Below are 15,318 nucleotides of genomic sequence, written 5' to 3' on the forward strand. Positions count from 1 at the left end.
TACCTATATAGCAAAAACACTCTTACAATTTATAGTTTGCAAGAGTGTTTTTATTTATTTTATAATATAAATTTAGTTATATTTCCTTCTGGATTTTCCATTGTAACTACATCTAATCCCTTATAGTCTTTAAACAAATCTTTTACATCTTTCATAGCTTTATTAACTTGTTTAGAATTTAAGTTATTAATAAAATAATCTTTTCTCATATCTTCATAACTTTTATCACTCAAGAAATTTTTAATCATAGTAAATGCTATTACATTAGGAATATTATTTGTACTTCCTTTTTTATATCCTTTTTTTCTTAAATACATTTTCATTTATACTCCTCCAATAATTGATTATAAATCATATTAATAAAGTATATATAAATTTAAAGGAATCTAGTACTATACTATATTTTAATTAATTCATATTCTTTACTTCCCATACCCATTTCACAAGCATAATCTATTATTCTTGTAGAATTAGTATTTGGATGAGCATGTTTAAATACATCATGGCCCATTTCTTTACATACTAAATCATAACAAGCTTGCTCTAGAGCTATTGGGTCTTTTGATGCTAATATACCAATATCATGAGCTATCGGTCTTCCTGACCAAGGTGCACAATCACAAAGTGGAGTTACATTCATCACAAAAGTCATATACCCTACTTTATCCTTTTTGTTAGCCACTGCTCCATATGCAAACTCAGCCATTTTTTCTATAAATATATCTTCATCAGTATCCCATTGAACATTTACCGCTCTAGTTGGACAAACTATCGGACATTCCCCACATCCATAACAAACTTCATGGTCTATTACTGCTTTTTTGTTTACAATAGATATAGCATTTGTAGGACAAGACTTTACACATTTACTACATCCTATACAAGTTTCTTCGTCTATAGTTGGCTTTACATCTGAATGTTGCATTTGCTTTCCAGCAGCAGTTGCACATCCCATAGCTAAATTTTTAAGTACCCCACCAAAACCTGCCATTCCATGTCCTTTAAAGTGACTCATTACTATCATTGATGAAGAGTTATAAATTTCTCCACCTATCTTAACTTTATCAAAATGTTTTTTATTTATTTCTACATCAACGTTATTTCTACTATATAATCCATCAGCTATTATTATCGGTGCATTAACAACTGAATAAGCAAACCCATTTTCTATTGCTGTTGTAATATGGTCTACTGAATTTGTTCTACTTCCTGTATATAATGTGTTAGTGTCTGTTAAAAATGGCTTACCACCAGATTCTTTAACTTTATCAACTATCTGTCTTACTGCAACAGGACTCATATATGTAGTATTTCCCTTTTCTCCAAAATGAAGTTTTATAGCTACTTGCTGATTATCATCTATTAAATCTTTAAACCCTGCTTTATCAAATAACCTTCTTACATTGCTTAGTACATTACGACTTTCTGAATCTGAGTATAAATCAGTAAAATAAACTTTTGATTTTTCCATTAAATTATCCCCTTTTAAATAAATTTATTGTACCCTATAAGTTTATCATTTATCGGTAACGATATAAGTATATATTTATAATATTTTAATTATTAGAAAGTGAATTTTTTATATACTATTCATTTCTTAATATATCTATAAATACATCTGCTATCTCAGGATCAAACTGAGTACTTTTGCATCTTATTATTTCTTCTATTGCACCTTCCTTAGTTTTCACCTCATTATAACCTCGGTAATTAGTCATTGCATCATATGAATCTACAATATTTACTATTCTAGCCATTATAGGTATTTCTTCACCTTTCAGTCCAAGTGGATATCCTGCACCATCATACCTTTCATGGTGAGTTAGTATTCCCCTAGCTATATGAGATAATTCTCCAGATGCATTTAATATCCTATAGCCTTTTTCAGTATGTGTTTTTATTTCTCTAAACTCTAATTCACTTAATTTTTCGGGCTTTAAAAGTATTTCTTCACTGATACCAATTTTACCTATATCATGGAGCTTTGTAACTAATATAACTTCATCTAATTGTGCAGTTGTAAACCCTAACTTTTCACCTATTTTAATAGCATATTTTACTAGTCTTTTAGTATGTTCATTCGTCTCAACATTTTTTTCATGTAAGGACTGAATTAATGAAAATATAATAGAACTTCTTATGCTTTTTTCTTGAAGGAATTTCTGTCTATATAATTTTTCTTCTGCTTCTTTTAAATTTATATATATATCTCCGTCTAAAGAATCTTTTATAGATGAACCTAGCGAAATACTTATATCAATTAAGTTAAAATCTGATTTTTTACATTCACTCATTATATTAGAAATAACTTTTTCACATTTAGACTCATTACAGTTTGGCATTAGTATTATAAATTCATCTCCACCCCATCTAAATATGAAGTCTTCTTTTGAAACTCCATTTTTAAGAATTTTTGCCATATTTTTTAATAGCCTATCTCCTTCTAAATGTCCAAAAGTATCGTTTATAACTTTTAACCCATTAACATCTCCCATAATAATTCCTATTGGAAGATATTGTTCTTCGTTAAACTCTTCTTTTTTCTCTTCAAAATATGCTCTATTATATACGTCTGTCAAACTGTCAGTATAACTTAGCTTTATTAATTTTTCTTTAAGTTCTGTTCTCTCTGTAACATCACTCGATAAACCTACGATTCCCCAAACCTCTCCATTTTCATTTATAACAGGAACCTTTCTTGTTTCTTCTATGCGTTCTCTTCCATTTTCATCTATAATTCTGCGCTCACTAGTTTTCATTTGTTTAGTTTTCATTATTTCTTTGTCTTGTTCCATGAAATTTTTAGCTTCTTCTTTTGATAAAACGCCTAACTCAAAGTCATTTTTACCTACCATATTTAAAATTCCAAGTTCTTTGTAATGTTCACTCCATTTTTTGTTATAACCTACATATCTAGAATTTTTATCTTTATAGAAAATATATTCTGGCAGTGTGTCTATTATAGTTGTTAGTATATTTTCTCTTTCTTCAAGCTTTGTTTGTTTTTCTTTAATAGGTGTTATATCTATTATCACACCTATTACTCCTAATAAATTGTCATTTTCATCAAAGAACGGATTGATATAGCAATTCTTAATTCTATTTTCTGATTCAATATCAAACATACACATTTTATTATTTTTGATAACTTCTTTTACTTTAATTTTACAAACTTCAAACATTAAACATTTAGCACATACGTCTTCTTCTATATTAAATTCTTCATTGATATTAGTCTTATGTATTCTAACAAACTCTTTATTAACAAATATCAATTTTTCATCCAAATCCTTTATCCATATTGGAAAAGGAATATTATCTATAACAAACTTTTCTGAACTATTTATCATATAGATTTTCCCCACTATCGTATTTTAACCTTACTATTATTATAAAATAGTGTTTTTCTTATTTCCACACTAATTTAAAAGTAATAATTTTATCTTTTATAAAATATTATTAATTAAAGATAAGTAATCTTGAAATAATTATGTATACGAAAGGAATAATTTATTATGTTAAATGTAGTTAGTAGAGATTTAAACGAAAAAACTAAACTAGTTAGAGCTAGAGGTTATATACCTGCTGTAATTTATAGTTCTAAATTAGAAAACAGTATCCCTATAGAAATATATAAAACTGACTTTGCTAGAATGATAGAATCTGGTGAAAGTCATGATGTAGTAGAGTTAAATTTAAATGGTGATATAAAAAAATGCCTACTTAGAGAAGTTCAAGTAGATGGTGTAAAAGAAGGTTTTTTACATATAGATTTTATGTTAATTGACTAATTTCACTACTATAAAAAGAGTTATCCTATCTTTTGGATAACTCCTTTTATCATTATTTTTAACTATTCTATCTTTTTATTCACTATATCTAACTCTATCAATTAATGATTCTTTATTAAAGTTTTTACTTATTAAGTAAGTTAATAATAATTGAGTAATCACTACGCACACTATCATAATGCTGGCTTGAACTATAGGGAAAGTATAAACTGCATATGACATACCAGCTTTTCTACATGCTTGAACTGCTATATACCCTAACCCAGTCCCCAATGTTAGAGAAGCAACTAACATAACTCCTGTATAAAACATAGCTTCTATATTTAACATCTTAACTAATTGTTTATCAGTTAACCCTATTGCTTGCAACATACCTAATTCTTTTTTTCTAGTTATTATACTGCTTATCATAGAGTTTATTAAATTCATAAAACCTATTACACCTATTACACTTACTAAGCTATATCCTATTACTTTAGTTGCATCAATAATTAATTCATAAGATTTTAGTTGCTCATCTATATAAATAGATTCTATATATCCATTTGATTTATCTAAATTTTTAATATAAGCTTTTATTTCATCATATTTATTTTCATCTACATAAATTCCAATTTTATTTGTAGAATCAACATCTACTATTTTTTCAAAAGCATCATCATGAATTACAAATGTTCCATACGCCGATGTTATAGCTTGAACTTTAAATTCTTTATCTATTTTTTTATTTCCATCATATATAGTTAAAGTTATTTTATCTCCTACTTTTACTCCCGTTTCTTTTGCAAATTCAACTTGACTTATAATTACTTCTTCTCCTGATTTTAACTTTTCTAGGTCTATTTTTCCATCTTCTAAATACAACTGCATATTTTCTAAATCATTTTCATTTACACTACTTAAATTATGGTATTTATATTCTGTTTCATAGTCTTTCGTTTCTACCTTTAATTCTTTAGAGTTTTCTATTTTTGTAACTCCATCTATATTTAGTAGTTGATTTCTAAAATCTTTACCTAAAGGATTTTTTGTTTGTAGTATATTAATTTCAGTACTAGGGCTATCATCATCTCCCAAAGTGTATCCAGCTAAATCTATCTGTATATCATATGGGAAGTTCTCTCTAGCCATCGTTTCTGCATCCATACTATTCATCACACTTGCCATAACTATAAATATTATCCCACTTAATGATAATGATAATATAGTTACATATGTACGCTTTTTATTTCTTTTTAAGTTAGCATAAGAAAGTCTTTTTAAATTTATATTTTCATACCCTTTTCTACTTTTATCACTACAATTTCCTTCACCGTTATATCTAATTGCATCTATTATAGAAACTTTAGATGCCACCTTCATAGGCTTTAATAATGATATAAATACAGTTATAAAGCTTATCAAAGCTACTCCTATTGATATTGGCAACTTAGATATACTAGCATCTGTTATAAATATCATTCCTAATATAAATTCATTTATGATATATCCTAAAGCAATTCCTACAGGTATTGCTATTAGTGATAACATCATTCCTTCTTTAAGGACAATAGACTTTATTTGACTTTTAGTTGCTCCTATTGCTCTAAGTTTTCCAAACTCTTGTACTTTAGTTACTATCGAAAGATAAAATATATTATAAATAACTAATATACTAGATAATATAACTACTATACTTATTATTCCTCCCCACATCATAACTTCATTATCTGGTTTTAATGTATTTATGTAATCTTCATTTACTCCAACGCTACCCTTAGGTATTTCTAAGTCTTTTGCTATTTTTTCTATTTTAGCGGTTATTTCTTCACCTGATAAATTATCTACACCTTTAATCTTAAAAAATACATTGAAATTTTCTTTACTCATATCTCTTGTTGATGTCATATATTCTTTTGAAACAACACCAGGAAACATCTTTTTAACCTTAGCCATTTCACTAGTTTCCATAATTCCACTAACTATAAACTCAGAACTTGTGATACCTTTTTTTGTATTATCTTCATAGTCTATCTTTATTTTTTGATTTATCTTTTTTTCATATCCTAATTTTTCTAAACCAATCTCATCTATCATTATTTCATTTCTACTACTTGGTGCTCTTCCTTGTATAATTTTCATATTATTAAATTCACTAGCTTTATCGTCTATATATGATATACCTATTTTAGTTTCATCTTCATACTCTTTGATTCCTAATCCATTTATTATTCCTGTATTTTCAATATCTGCATGAGCTTTTATCTCTTCCTATTTTTTTTCATCTATTTTTGTGTAAACACCATGTTGAGTTCCACAGTATTTTATAGTCCTTTGTTTATTTTGGTAGCTACAGTCCACACAAGTCATTCCCACTGCCGCTAACAAAGTTGTTGATAATAATATTGTTATAATAATTAATATACTCTTTGATTTATTTTGCTTTAAATTATTTTTAGCTATTTTAGTAGTATTAATCATTTATAACACCACCTCTTACCACCTTACCATCTTCAATATATATTACTCTATCAGCCATTTGTGCTATAGTTTCATCATGAGTTATCATAACTAAAGTCTGATTATATTTTTTTATCATAGTTTTTAATAAGCTCATAACTTCATCAGAAGTTTTAGAATCTAAGTTTCCAGTTGGCTCATCTGCTAAAATTATAGAAGGTCTACTCGCTAAAGCTCTTGCTATTGCTACTCTTTGTTGTTGACCACCTGATAGGGTATTAGGTAGAGATTGTTTTTTACTTTGTAGTCCGAGTGCTGTAACTATATCATCTACAAATTTATTATCTACATTTTTATTATCAAGACCTATAGGAAGCACTATATTCTCCCATACATTAAGCGATGGTATTAAGTTGTAATATTGGAATATAAATCCTATTTTTCTTCTTCTAAATATCGCAAGTTGCTCATCTTTTAATGAAAATATATCACTTTTATCTATAAACACTTTTCCCTCTGTTGGTCTATCAAGTCCACCTATCATATGTAATAATGTGCTTTTTCCAGAACCAGATTTACCTACTATTGCTACAAATTCCCCTTCTTTTATGTCTATGTTAGTATTGTCTATTGCTTTTACTAAGCTTTCATCACAACCATAATATTTTTTTAAACTTGTAGTTTTTAATATACTCATTTTTATTTTCCCCTTGTCTTTGTATTATTTATAATTTAATAATACATTTTAAGTCTTACAAAACGCTTACATCACGTCTTACACTCTTGTAAGGAATAAGGAAAATTTACTACCTTGCCCTTTTTTTGAAGATACTATAATATTTCCACCTTGTCTTTCTAATATTTTTCTACTTAAATAAAGCCCAACCCCTGAACCTTCTACTTGTGCTACTTCTTCACTTCTATAAAATCGTTTAAATATATTATTAAATTCATTTTTATGTATACCAATACCATTATCTTTTATATTAATTTTAAAAAAGTTAATAGTTTTTTCAATAGATACATTTATATCTTTATTCTCATCGCTATATTTAACTCCATTTTCTAATATGTTAAAAATACATTCCTCTGTCCACTTTGAATCATGAGGTATATATTCATCTTCAAAATCTACTAGATTTATATTTATATGTTTTTGACTCGCTTTTACTTTCACACTATTTATTGCTTTATTTAATGTGTTTTTTATACTTTTATTTTCCTTTTTAATGCTTATCATACTAGTTTCCAATCTAGATATATTAACTAGTGAATCTATCAAATTGTGTAATTTATTTATAGACATTTCATTAGTTTGTAAAAATTCTATTCTATCTTCTTCATCCATATCTTCTTCTAGTAATAATGTATTGTATAATTTCAATGATGCTAGAGGAGTTTTTAATTGATGTGATATATCAGTTACTAATTCTTTTATTTCTTCTTTTTCTTTATCAAGATTGTTTACTTTTAAATTTAAACTTCTAGATAATTTATTTAAATCCGAATAAATCCTACAAAAAATTCCTTCTTCTTTAAAATCTTCTTCAAGGCTATAGTCATCATTTATTATCTTCTCTATGTCCCTATTTACCTTTAATAATTTATTAAATATGTATTTTATTGAATTTAATACTATAAACATCACTAAAAAAAGTAATACCACAAAAACTATCAAATTATTTACCAGGAAATAATTCAAATATTTTTCAAAATTTACATTTTCATTCATGCTATAACTTTTATTATATCCAAATTTGTCTAAAGTTTTTTCTCCTAACTTTGAGTAACTCTTTTCTGGACTATATATAGCTTTTACTATATCAACTTCTGATTCTGGGTGTATTGTTACCAATGCACCTACTAGTCTTTTATTTATTTCATTTTGTTGTAAATATATATTAGTTAGGTTCTTATACTGAAAACTTGTAAATATACCAAACATGATGATTGTACTTATTAAAATAAAAAATACTTGTTTTTTAAATAATGGCTCTTTCTTTATTATATTTATCATTTTTTGGTACACCTCTTTTCAAAAGTGTATCCCACACCTCTTATATTTTTTATATAATCTGGAGTAGATGGATTATTTTCTACTTTTTGTCTAAGCCTTCTTATGTTTACAGCTACAGTATTTTCATCAACAAAGTTTCCATCTATATCCCAAAGAGCTTTCGTGAGTTGCTCTTTAGTTACTATTTGGCATGAGTTTTCCATTAAATATTTTAATAATTTAGTTTCGTTTTTACTCAGTATTATATCTTCATTTTCTTTTTTTAATTTATTTTCTGAGTAATTTAAACTTAAGCTACCACACGAAATTAAATTTTCTATGCTAGAGTTTTCTATTCTTCTCATAAATGCATTTATCTTTGATATTAATACTATTAAGCTAAATGGCTTTGTTATATAATCATCTGCTCCAATATCATATCCAGTTACTACATCTATTTCTTGATCTAGAGCTGTTAGCATTATTATATGTACATTGCTACTTTTTCTTATTTCTTCACAAAATTCAAATCCATTTCCATCCGGAAGCCCTACATCTGAAATTATTAAGTTTATATCATTATTTTCAAAAATTTCTTTTGCTTGTTTTATATTAAAAGCTGTATTTACGTTGTAACCTTCTTTTTTTAATTTAAAACTTATCCCTCGATTTAGTGATTTATCATCTTCTAAAAGTAAAATATTCCCCATTTTTGCTCTCCCTATTATAATTTTTTTCAACTTATCAACCCCATACTATTTTATATACTCTCTTTTAGAGAAACTATATCATATTTATATACATGTTAAAAGACCCTTGAATTACCAAGAGTCCTAGTTTATTTAAATTCTATTTTTAATTTCAAATATATACTTCTTTCTGCTAATTAAGTATAATACAACATAAATTAATAAATAAATTAAAAATATAAGAACACACTTTTCCATTAAAGCTTCTACTCTTGGACTAATAGAATTTACTATATATAATAAATAAAATCCTATTCCTCCACCTACAAGCATAGGCAAAGTAAAAGTAATTGCCATTTCTTTAGTAATTATATTAATAATCTCCTTATCTGTAATTCCTATTCTATTTAATGAAATCAGTCTCTGTGTATCATCTTCAATATCAGATAAAACCTTATAGTATAAAACTATTCCCGAAGTAACTGTAAATAATATTCCTATAAATCCCATAGTGAAAAATGCCATTGCATTATTTTCTATCTCTAAATTAATTTGTTGTTTTTTATATATAGGCTTATAAGCTTCTTTTACTCCTCTTTTATCACCAATCATATTTGAATCAATAACAGCTTCTCTCCAATAAGATTTATCTAGTTTATTGATGTCTCTTAATTTTGATAATAGCAGATTAAATGTTGTTTCATTTATATCTCCCTTTATCAAATGTTGTTTTTTTATTTTACTTTTACTTGCATCATTCTTTATTATATTGTAGTCATCATCATTTAAAACAAATGCATTTCCAGAGTAAAATTCACTAGATAACCAAACATTTGTGAATGGTTCTTCAACTTCTTTTATTTTACTTTTTTTAAGTTTTAATATTTTTTTATCTTTATCTATTGCCAATACAGTGTCCGGAAAATCAAATTTATATTCTTGCTTCAAAGAAGATACATTAACAGCTTCACCTTTTTTTATATCTAGCTTGCTATTCATATGTCTATTATAATTACTTTCGCTAATTATACTTGAATTATCTCTCCATAAATTTAATTTTCCATTTTTATATCTATATTCTAATATATCTATATATTCAAACCCACTATATTTTTGTATTTTACTACCACTACTCTTTATCAAATCTATAATCTCATTTTTTTTAACCTTATTAAATTTATCACTTTCAATAAATAATATATCATAAGGATTTCTTACATCTATTTCAGAACGTGTCATTACATATATAGAATACGTAATCCCCGAAAAAAATACAGCTCCTGCTATTAATATAGAAACTATATATATAGTACTTTTAAAGCCTAAAAATCTATGGTATAAGCTTGATAAAACTAAAATATTATTATTATATGTTTGAGGAAATTTTTTAATTATAAATTTGATAATATCTAAACTGCTACCAATACTCACATAAATACATATTAACATTAGTACAATTAAAATAGATTCATAATATATTTTTATGTAAGAATCATAATATAACAATACTTTTGGAAAACAATATGAAGAAATTATAAGCACTGGTATAGCTATGAAACCCAATATTACATTATTTTTACTAGCTTCTTTTTTACTTTGACATTTAAATAAATCTATTATCAATAATTTTTTTATATATATAATACTAAAAATATTATTACATAAAAATATTATTACGAATATACAAAGAGTTAATAAAAGGCTTTCAATGCTTAACTCAAATTTAACAGGATTGCTTACTAATATTTTATTAATTCCCATGTAAAACAACCTGGAAAATATACTACCACTTATTATCCCTGATACTATAGAAAGTAATAAAACACTTAAATTTTCAGCAAATAGAAGCTTGCTCAAATCCTTACTGGTCATCCCTAATGTAAAATAAATACCAAATTCTTTTCCTCTATATTTTAAAAACGAGAAATTGCTATATGTTATAAACACCACTGAAAATAATATTAGTCCTAAAAGTGCAATATGTATATTTGAATATAAAGATGTTTTCAATTTTTGGTTTATTACAGTAGAATTAAATATCAAACTTCCATACATAAACAACATTGCTACAACTACTGTATTTATAAAGTACATAGATAAATATTTCTTTAAGTTGTGAATTAAATTTTTGCGTATAATAGTTGAAAAATTCATTATTCTCCTCCTATAACACTTTGAACTTCTAATATCCTGTCAAAAAAATCTTTTCTATTTCCAGAAGATGCTATTTCCATTTTAACTTTTCCATCTTTAATAAAAACAATCCTATTACAAAAAGATGCAGCAAAAGGATCGTGTGTAACCATAAGTACTGTACTTTTAATTTCTTTATTTATATTTGATATAATATTCATTATGTTGCTAGTTGACTTTGAGTCCAAATTTCCTGTAGGTTCATCCGCAAAAATAACACTCGGATTATTTACTAGAGCTCTAGCAACAGCCACCTTTTGTTTTTGTCCTCCTGATACATTGTATGGATATTTATTTGCTAAATCATATATATCAAATAATTTCATAAGCTCTTTTACCCTATTTTCCACATCATTTGGATTTAGTTTGTCTAATATAAGTGGTATTGCAATATTTTCTTTTAATGTTAAACTATCTAGCAAATTAAAATCTTGAAATATATATCCAATATTTTTTCTTCTAAACAATGCTAGTTTATCTTTGCTCATGTCATTAATACTTTGATCTTTTATTATAATTTCTCCAGAAGTCGGCTTGTCTACACCTGATAACATATTTAAAAGTGTGGTTTTTCCACTTCCACTTGGACCCATTATCCCAACAAAATCTCCATCTTTAATATTTATATTTATCCCATCTAATGCCATAGCTTCCTTAGCATCTTTATAAGCATTGTAAACTTTAACCACATTATCTATTTTTATTATTTCCATTAAAATTGTCCTTCCTAGTATACTCTATTTAAGTATTATAAAAGGTAAATACACAACTACAAATGCATTTACCTTACAAAACCTTACATTTTAGAAAGGAATGTTATTTTAAACTCTGTCCATTCCCCTATTTTTGAATTTATGCTTATTTTGTGACCGATTTTTTGAGAAATATACTTTACCATATACAAACCTATACCCGTTGCATTTCTATCGATTCGACCATTATACCCTGTGAAAAATGGGTCAAATACTCTTGGTATATCTTCTGCACTTATTCCTATTCCTTCATCCCTTATACTTAAAATTGTTTCCTCTGCATTTTCACACATAGATATATAAATTTTTTTATTTTCATTAGGTATAGAGTATTTTATTGAATTTGATATTACTTGTTCTATTATATAACTACACCATTTTTTATCTGTGTATATTTCTTTATTAGTATCAATATCAACTTTAGGGTATATACCTTTATATATAAAATCTCTTTTTTTTAGGTTTACTACATTTGATACAATTTCACTTAGATTAACTCTCTCAGGTATGTAATCTGTTGCAAATTCATCTAATCTTAAAACATTCAAACATTCTTCTAAGTTCTTTTTTAACTTATCATTTTCTTCCATTATATCTTGTACATATACTCTTGATTTTTCATCTAAACTACATCTTTCACTCGCTAAGTCTATTACTGTAATTGAAGTTTTCATATTATGAATCCACTGTGAAAACAATATGTTTCTATCTTTAAATTCATTTTTCATTTTATATATCTTATTGTTATACCCTACATGTATTTTATTGATTATACTTAATACCATATGTTCAGTAATATCATCACTGTTTAATTTCAAATTAGAACTGTTCTTAGCATCGTTAAGAATTTGCTCAAATTTGTAAAATCTAAATCCTTCAATAAATATATATATAACTAATATAAATATACTTATCGATGCAGGATATATAATTTCATTACTATCATAAAGTAAATAATAAAATAATATGAGAATAGTACTATTTAATAAATATGTAATTAAAAATCTTTTTTTGGATTTTATAATCTTACTCGCATATTTCATTAAAGACATAACCTACTCCTCTTTTTGTAGTAATAATATTTTCTAATCCCAGCTCATTTAACCTTTTTTTCACTCTAGTTATGTTCACTGTCAATGTATTATCATCTACAAAAATTGTATCATCCCATAGAGCTTCTAATAAGTCTTCTCTACTAACTACATTACCTATGTTTTTTAATAATATTTTCAAAATCTTATATTCATTTTTAGTTAAATTTAAAATAGTATCTTCATATTGTAGTTTCATACTTTCATCAAATAACACTAATTTTCCGCAAGTAATATCGTCACTTTCAATAGTGTTATTTACTCTTCTTAATACCGCATTTATTTTTGCTAATAATATTCCTACACTAAAAGGCTTAGTCATATAATCATCTGCACCAAGTTCCATACCTCTTATTTGTTCACCTTCATAACTTCTTGCCGAAAGTATTATAACTGGTGTTTTGTAACTTTTTCTTATTAATTTCAAGAAATAAAATCCATCAAATTTCGGAAGATTTATATCCAATAATATTATTTGAGGATTAAATCGCTCAACTTGTCCAATAACATCATCAAAATCTTCTATTATACTTACCTCAAAATCATATGCACTTAGATATTCTTTAATATATTTTTGTAACTTTATATCATCTTCTATTACTAAAATTTTATTCATTTCTATTTTTCACATCCTATAGCTTTTTTATTTATACCTTTATAATACTATAAATAATAATAAAATTATAATACTATTACAGTATAAAGTAATTACTATTTGTGGTAATAAAAGTCATCATACTTTAGTATATGTATTTTAGGGTATGTTATAAATCTATTTTTAATCATATACAAATAACCCCTTAAAATAGATTTTATAGGTACTTTTATCCTATATCTATTTTAAGAGGTTTAGTCTATTAATATTATTTATTAAATTTTAATTATTATAAAAATAAATGTGGAGCGAAAAGAGTCCAGTCATTTAATATATGAGCCATTGAAGAAACCCAAATATTTTTTGTTTTAATATATGCAAATGTAAGAACTAATCTAGCTGACCCAATTATTAATAAAGATTGCGCAAGATTCCAATTATAAGTTGGTAAATGAAGAAGTCCAAATATAACGGCAGTTACAACCCATGATATAATTATTGACGTCTTTCTAGAAAGTTTTAATTTCTTACTAGCAAATGTTAATATAACTAAAAATGGAATAATTGTCATTAATTCTTCTCCAATAAGCATCGGAACTATTTTTAAAAAGAATATTATATTTTCAAACATAGTGTTTGCTTGCATCGCTTTTGCTGCAGGATTCGCTTCTGCACCTATAAATTTAAGTACTATAATCCCAACTATTCCACTAACTATTAAGTTAACTACAAGGACTCCAAAAGCTAATAATACATCTTTGAAACGAACTTTTTTGAACAGTTTAGTCCAATCTGATTTAACTACAAGCATAAATGCTCCTAACGGTAAAACTATGTCTATAAAAGGTTCTATAAAGTCAGGTATAAACTTAGATCCTAGCTGTAACAATATAGGAGCACCTATTGATATAATGATAAGAAACAGACTTTGTAGACCTGTAAAATTAAAGTTATCATCATTATAAAACGGGAAATCTACATCTTTATTTTCGAATTTAAAAAAATCACTTTTTGCCATATTATTTTCTCCTTCATAAATCTAATTTTTTATAAAACGCTATATAAGTCCTATAACGCAAATATCATTGAAATAAAATCATTATTTTCACCTTACTTTCATCACCACCTTCTTATCTACAATTTATAATTTAATAATAGTATATCCACCAAAAGCTTCTATACTATTATTAAATTATAAATTAACTTCATATTTTCTCTAATCGATTTGTCTTACAAAGCCTTACATTTTGGAAAGGTAAAAAAAAACCTGTAACTTGAATACTTAAGTTACAGGTTTTTTATCTATTTTTATTTATTAATATAAAACTCAACTATTGCTAACAACCATAAGTGCAATGGATAAAATACGTAAAATAAATATTTACTTAACTTATTGTTCATACCTCTTTCACCATTGAACATTAACATATCTATAGTTTCTTTTACTGTAGGATACTGATTATAACTAGTTGTAAATAAAAGTATTGAGAATATCATATATCCTATTATTTGCTTCTTAGTATTTCCTCTAAATGAATATGTTATCAATATAAATGGCAAAACGACTAGTCCACCTTCTGTAAATATACCTAATGGTATTAATATTATTGCTAAGATAACTAGCAATAACTTACTTACACCAGTCTTATTTTTACTGTATTCAATTATACTTATTATAGTAAGTCCTAGTGCTAAAATTGCAAATATATTGTTATGAAGAGTTGTGTATTTGTCACGCAAACGTGACACAAAATCAAATTTTAAATTCACGT

At 25.9% G+C, this 15,318-nt stretch carries 15 protein-coding genes; 1 reads left to right on the forward strand and 14 read right to left on the reverse strand.

Annotated features, from left to right (window positions below; genetic code table 11):
• Positions 1-59 precede the first annotated feature (59 nt).
• The 3 genes from QOZ84_RS12245 to QOZ84_RS12255 all read right to left on the reverse strand — a co-directional run bounded on the left by QOZ84_RS12245 (position 60) and on the right by QOZ84_RS12255 (position 3,350).
• A complete protein-coding gene (locus tag QOZ84_RS12245; protein WP_284133250.1) occupies positions 60-323 on the reverse strand; it encodes a hypothetical protein in 264 nt (87 codons plus the stop codon).
• A gap of 74 nt (positions 324-397) precedes the next feature.
• Positions 398-1,471 carry a DUF362 domain-containing protein gene (locus tag QOZ84_RS12250; protein WP_284133251.1) on the reverse strand — a complete coding sequence of 358 codons (1,074 nt, stop codon included), beginning with the start codon at positions 1,469-1,471 and terminating at the stop codon, positions 398-400.
• A 115-nt stretch (positions 1,472-1,586) separates the two neighbouring features.
• The gene (locus tag QOZ84_RS12255) at positions 1,587-3,350 is read right to left on the reverse strand and encodes a sensor domain-containing diguanylate cyclase/phosphohydrolase (protein ID WP_284133252.1); all 1,764 of its coding nucleotides are present in this window, start codon (positions 3,348-3,350) and stop codon (positions 1,587-1,589) included.
• 165 nt (positions 3,351-3,515) lie between these two features.
• Between QOZ84_RS12255 and QOZ84_RS12260 the strand changes: the two genes are divergently transcribed.
• The gene (locus QOZ84_RS12260; protein ID WP_284133253.1) at positions 3,516-3,791 is read left to right on the forward strand and encodes a hypothetical protein; all 276 of its coding nucleotides are present in this window, start codon (positions 3,516-3,518) and stop codon (positions 3,789-3,791) included.
• A 75-nt stretch (positions 3,792-3,866) separates the two neighbouring features.
• On the opposite strand, the gene QOZ84_RS12265 is transcribed toward QOZ84_RS12260, so the two are convergent.
• From QOZ84_RS12265 to QOZ84_RS12315, 11 genes are all read right to left on the reverse strand, one after another.
• On the reverse strand, positions 3,867-5,912 hold the full coding sequence (locus QOZ84_RS12265; protein WP_284133254.1) for an ABC transporter permease: 2,046 nt from the start codon (positions 5,910-5,912) through the stop codon (positions 3,867-3,869).
• Between the two features lie 129 nt (positions 5,913-6,041).
• Positions 6,042-6,251 (reverse strand): hypothetical protein, encoded by a 210-nt coding sequence (locus QOZ84_RS12270; RefSeq protein WP_284133255.1) that lies wholly within the window; start codon positions 6,249-6,251, stop codon positions 6,042-6,044.
• Complete coding sequence (locus QOZ84_RS12275; protein WP_284133256.1) at positions 6,244-6,927, reverse strand: ABC transporter ATP-binding protein; 684 nt, start codon at positions 6,925-6,927, stop codon at positions 6,244-6,246. The genes QOZ84_RS12270 and QOZ84_RS12275 overlap by 8 nt, the downstream gene beginning before the upstream one ends.
• Before the next feature lie 78 nt (positions 6,928-7,005).
• Complete coding sequence (locus tag QOZ84_RS12280) at positions 7,006-8,247, reverse strand: sensor histidine kinase (protein ID WP_284133257.1); 1,242 nt, start codon at positions 8,245-8,247, stop codon at positions 7,006-7,008.
• Positions 8,244-8,936 carry a response regulator transcription factor gene (locus tag QOZ84_RS12285; RefSeq protein WP_284133258.1) on the reverse strand — a complete coding sequence of 231 codons (693 nt, stop codon included), beginning with the start codon at positions 8,934-8,936 and terminating at the stop codon, positions 8,244-8,246. The genes QOZ84_RS12280 and QOZ84_RS12285 overlap by 4 nt, the downstream gene beginning before the upstream one ends.
• 132 nt (positions 8,937-9,068) lie before the next feature.
• Entirely contained in the window at positions 9,069-11,069 is a 2,001-nt protein-coding gene (locus QOZ84_RS12290) for an FtsX-like permease family protein (RefSeq protein ID WP_284133259.1), read from the reverse strand.
• Positions 11,069-11,821, reverse strand: a complete 753-nt coding sequence (locus tag QOZ84_RS12295) for an ABC transporter ATP-binding protein (RefSeq protein WP_284133260.1) — start codon at positions 11,819-11,821, stop codon at positions 11,069-11,071. Before QOZ84_RS12295 ends, QOZ84_RS12290 begins: the two co-directional genes overlap by 1 nt.
• 83 nt (positions 11,822-11,904) lie before the next feature.
• Positions 11,905-12,912 carry a sensor histidine kinase gene (locus QOZ84_RS12300; RefSeq protein WP_284133261.1) on the reverse strand — a complete coding sequence of 336 codons (1,008 nt, stop codon included), beginning with the start codon at positions 12,910-12,912 and terminating at the stop codon, positions 11,905-11,907.
• Positions 12,887-13,567, reverse strand: coding sequence for a response regulator transcription factor (locus QOZ84_RS12305; protein ID WP_284133262.1), 681 nt, complete (start codon positions 13,565-13,567; stop codon positions 12,887-12,889). Before QOZ84_RS12305 ends, QOZ84_RS12300 begins: the two co-directional genes overlap by 26 nt.
• Positions 13,568-13,835: 268 nt before the next feature.
• Positions 13,836-14,564 carry a CPBP family intramembrane glutamic endopeptidase gene (locus QOZ84_RS12310; protein WP_284133263.1) on the reverse strand — a complete coding sequence of 243 codons (729 nt, stop codon included), beginning with the start codon at positions 14,562-14,564 and terminating at the stop codon, positions 13,836-13,838.
• A 290-nt stretch (positions 14,565-14,854) separates the two neighbouring features.
• Complete coding sequence (locus QOZ84_RS12315; protein ID WP_284133264.1) at positions 14,855-15,295, reverse strand: TraX family protein; 441 nt, start codon at positions 15,293-15,295, stop codon at positions 14,855-14,857.
• Positions 15,296-15,318: the final 23 nt, after the last annotated feature.

Origin of the sequence: Romboutsia sedimentorum (assembly GCF_030131845.1) — a bacterium.
Classification (GTDB): domain Bacteria; phylum Bacillota; class Clostridia; order Peptostreptococcales; family Peptostreptococcaceae; genus Romboutsia_D; species Romboutsia_D sedimentorum.

Coding starts and splice junctions, on each gene's coding strand:
- QOZ84_RS12245 (WP_284133250.1), bottom strand. CDS start 323: ATGAAAATGTATTTAAGAAAAAAAGGATATAAAAAAGGAAGTACAAAT.
- QOZ84_RS12250 (WP_284133251.1), bottom strand. CDS start 1,471: ATGGAAAAATCAAAAGTTTATTTTACTGATTTATACTCAGATTCAGAA.
- QOZ84_RS12255 (WP_284133252.1), bottom strand. CDS start 3,350: ATGATAAATAGTTCAGAAAAGTTTGTTATAGATAATATTCCTTTTCCA.
- QOZ84_RS12260 (WP_284133253.1), top strand. CDS start 3,516: ATGTTAAATGTAGTTAGTAGAGATTTAAACGAAAAAACTAAACTAGTT.
- QOZ84_RS12265 (WP_284133254.1), bottom strand. CDS start 5,912: ATGAAAATTATACAAGGAAGAGCACCAAGTAGTAGAAATGAAATAATG.
- QOZ84_RS12270 (WP_284133255.1), bottom strand. CDS start 6,251: ATGATTAATACTACTAAAATAGCTAAAAATAATTTAAAGCAAAATAAA.
- QOZ84_RS12275 (WP_284133256.1), bottom strand. CDS start 6,927: ATGAGTATATTAAAAACTACAAGTTTAAAAAAATATTATGGTTGTGAT.
- QOZ84_RS12280 (WP_284133257.1), bottom strand. CDS start 8,247: ATGATAAATATAATAAAGAAAGAGCCATTATTTAAAAAACAAGTATTT.
- QOZ84_RS12285 (WP_284133258.1), bottom strand. CDS start 8,936: ATGGGGAATATTTTACTTTTAGAAGATGATAAATCACTAAATCGAGGG.
- QOZ84_RS12290 (WP_284133259.1), bottom strand. CDS start 11,069: ATGAATTTTTCAACTATTATACGCAAAAATTTAATTCACAACTTAAAG.
- QOZ84_RS12295 (WP_284133260.1), bottom strand. CDS start 11,821: ATGGAAATAATAAAAATAGATAATGTGGTTAAAGTTTACAATGCTTAT.
- QOZ84_RS12300 (WP_284133261.1), bottom strand. CDS start 12,912: ATGTCTTTAATGAAATATGCGAGTAAGATTATAAAATCCAAAAAAAGA.
- QOZ84_RS12305 (WP_284133262.1), bottom strand. CDS start 13,567: ATGAATAAAATTTTAGTAATAGAAGATGATATAAAGTTACAAAAATAT.
- QOZ84_RS12310 (WP_284133263.1), bottom strand. CDS start 14,564: ATGGCAAAAAGTGATTTTTTTAAATTCGAAAATAAAGATGTAGATTTC.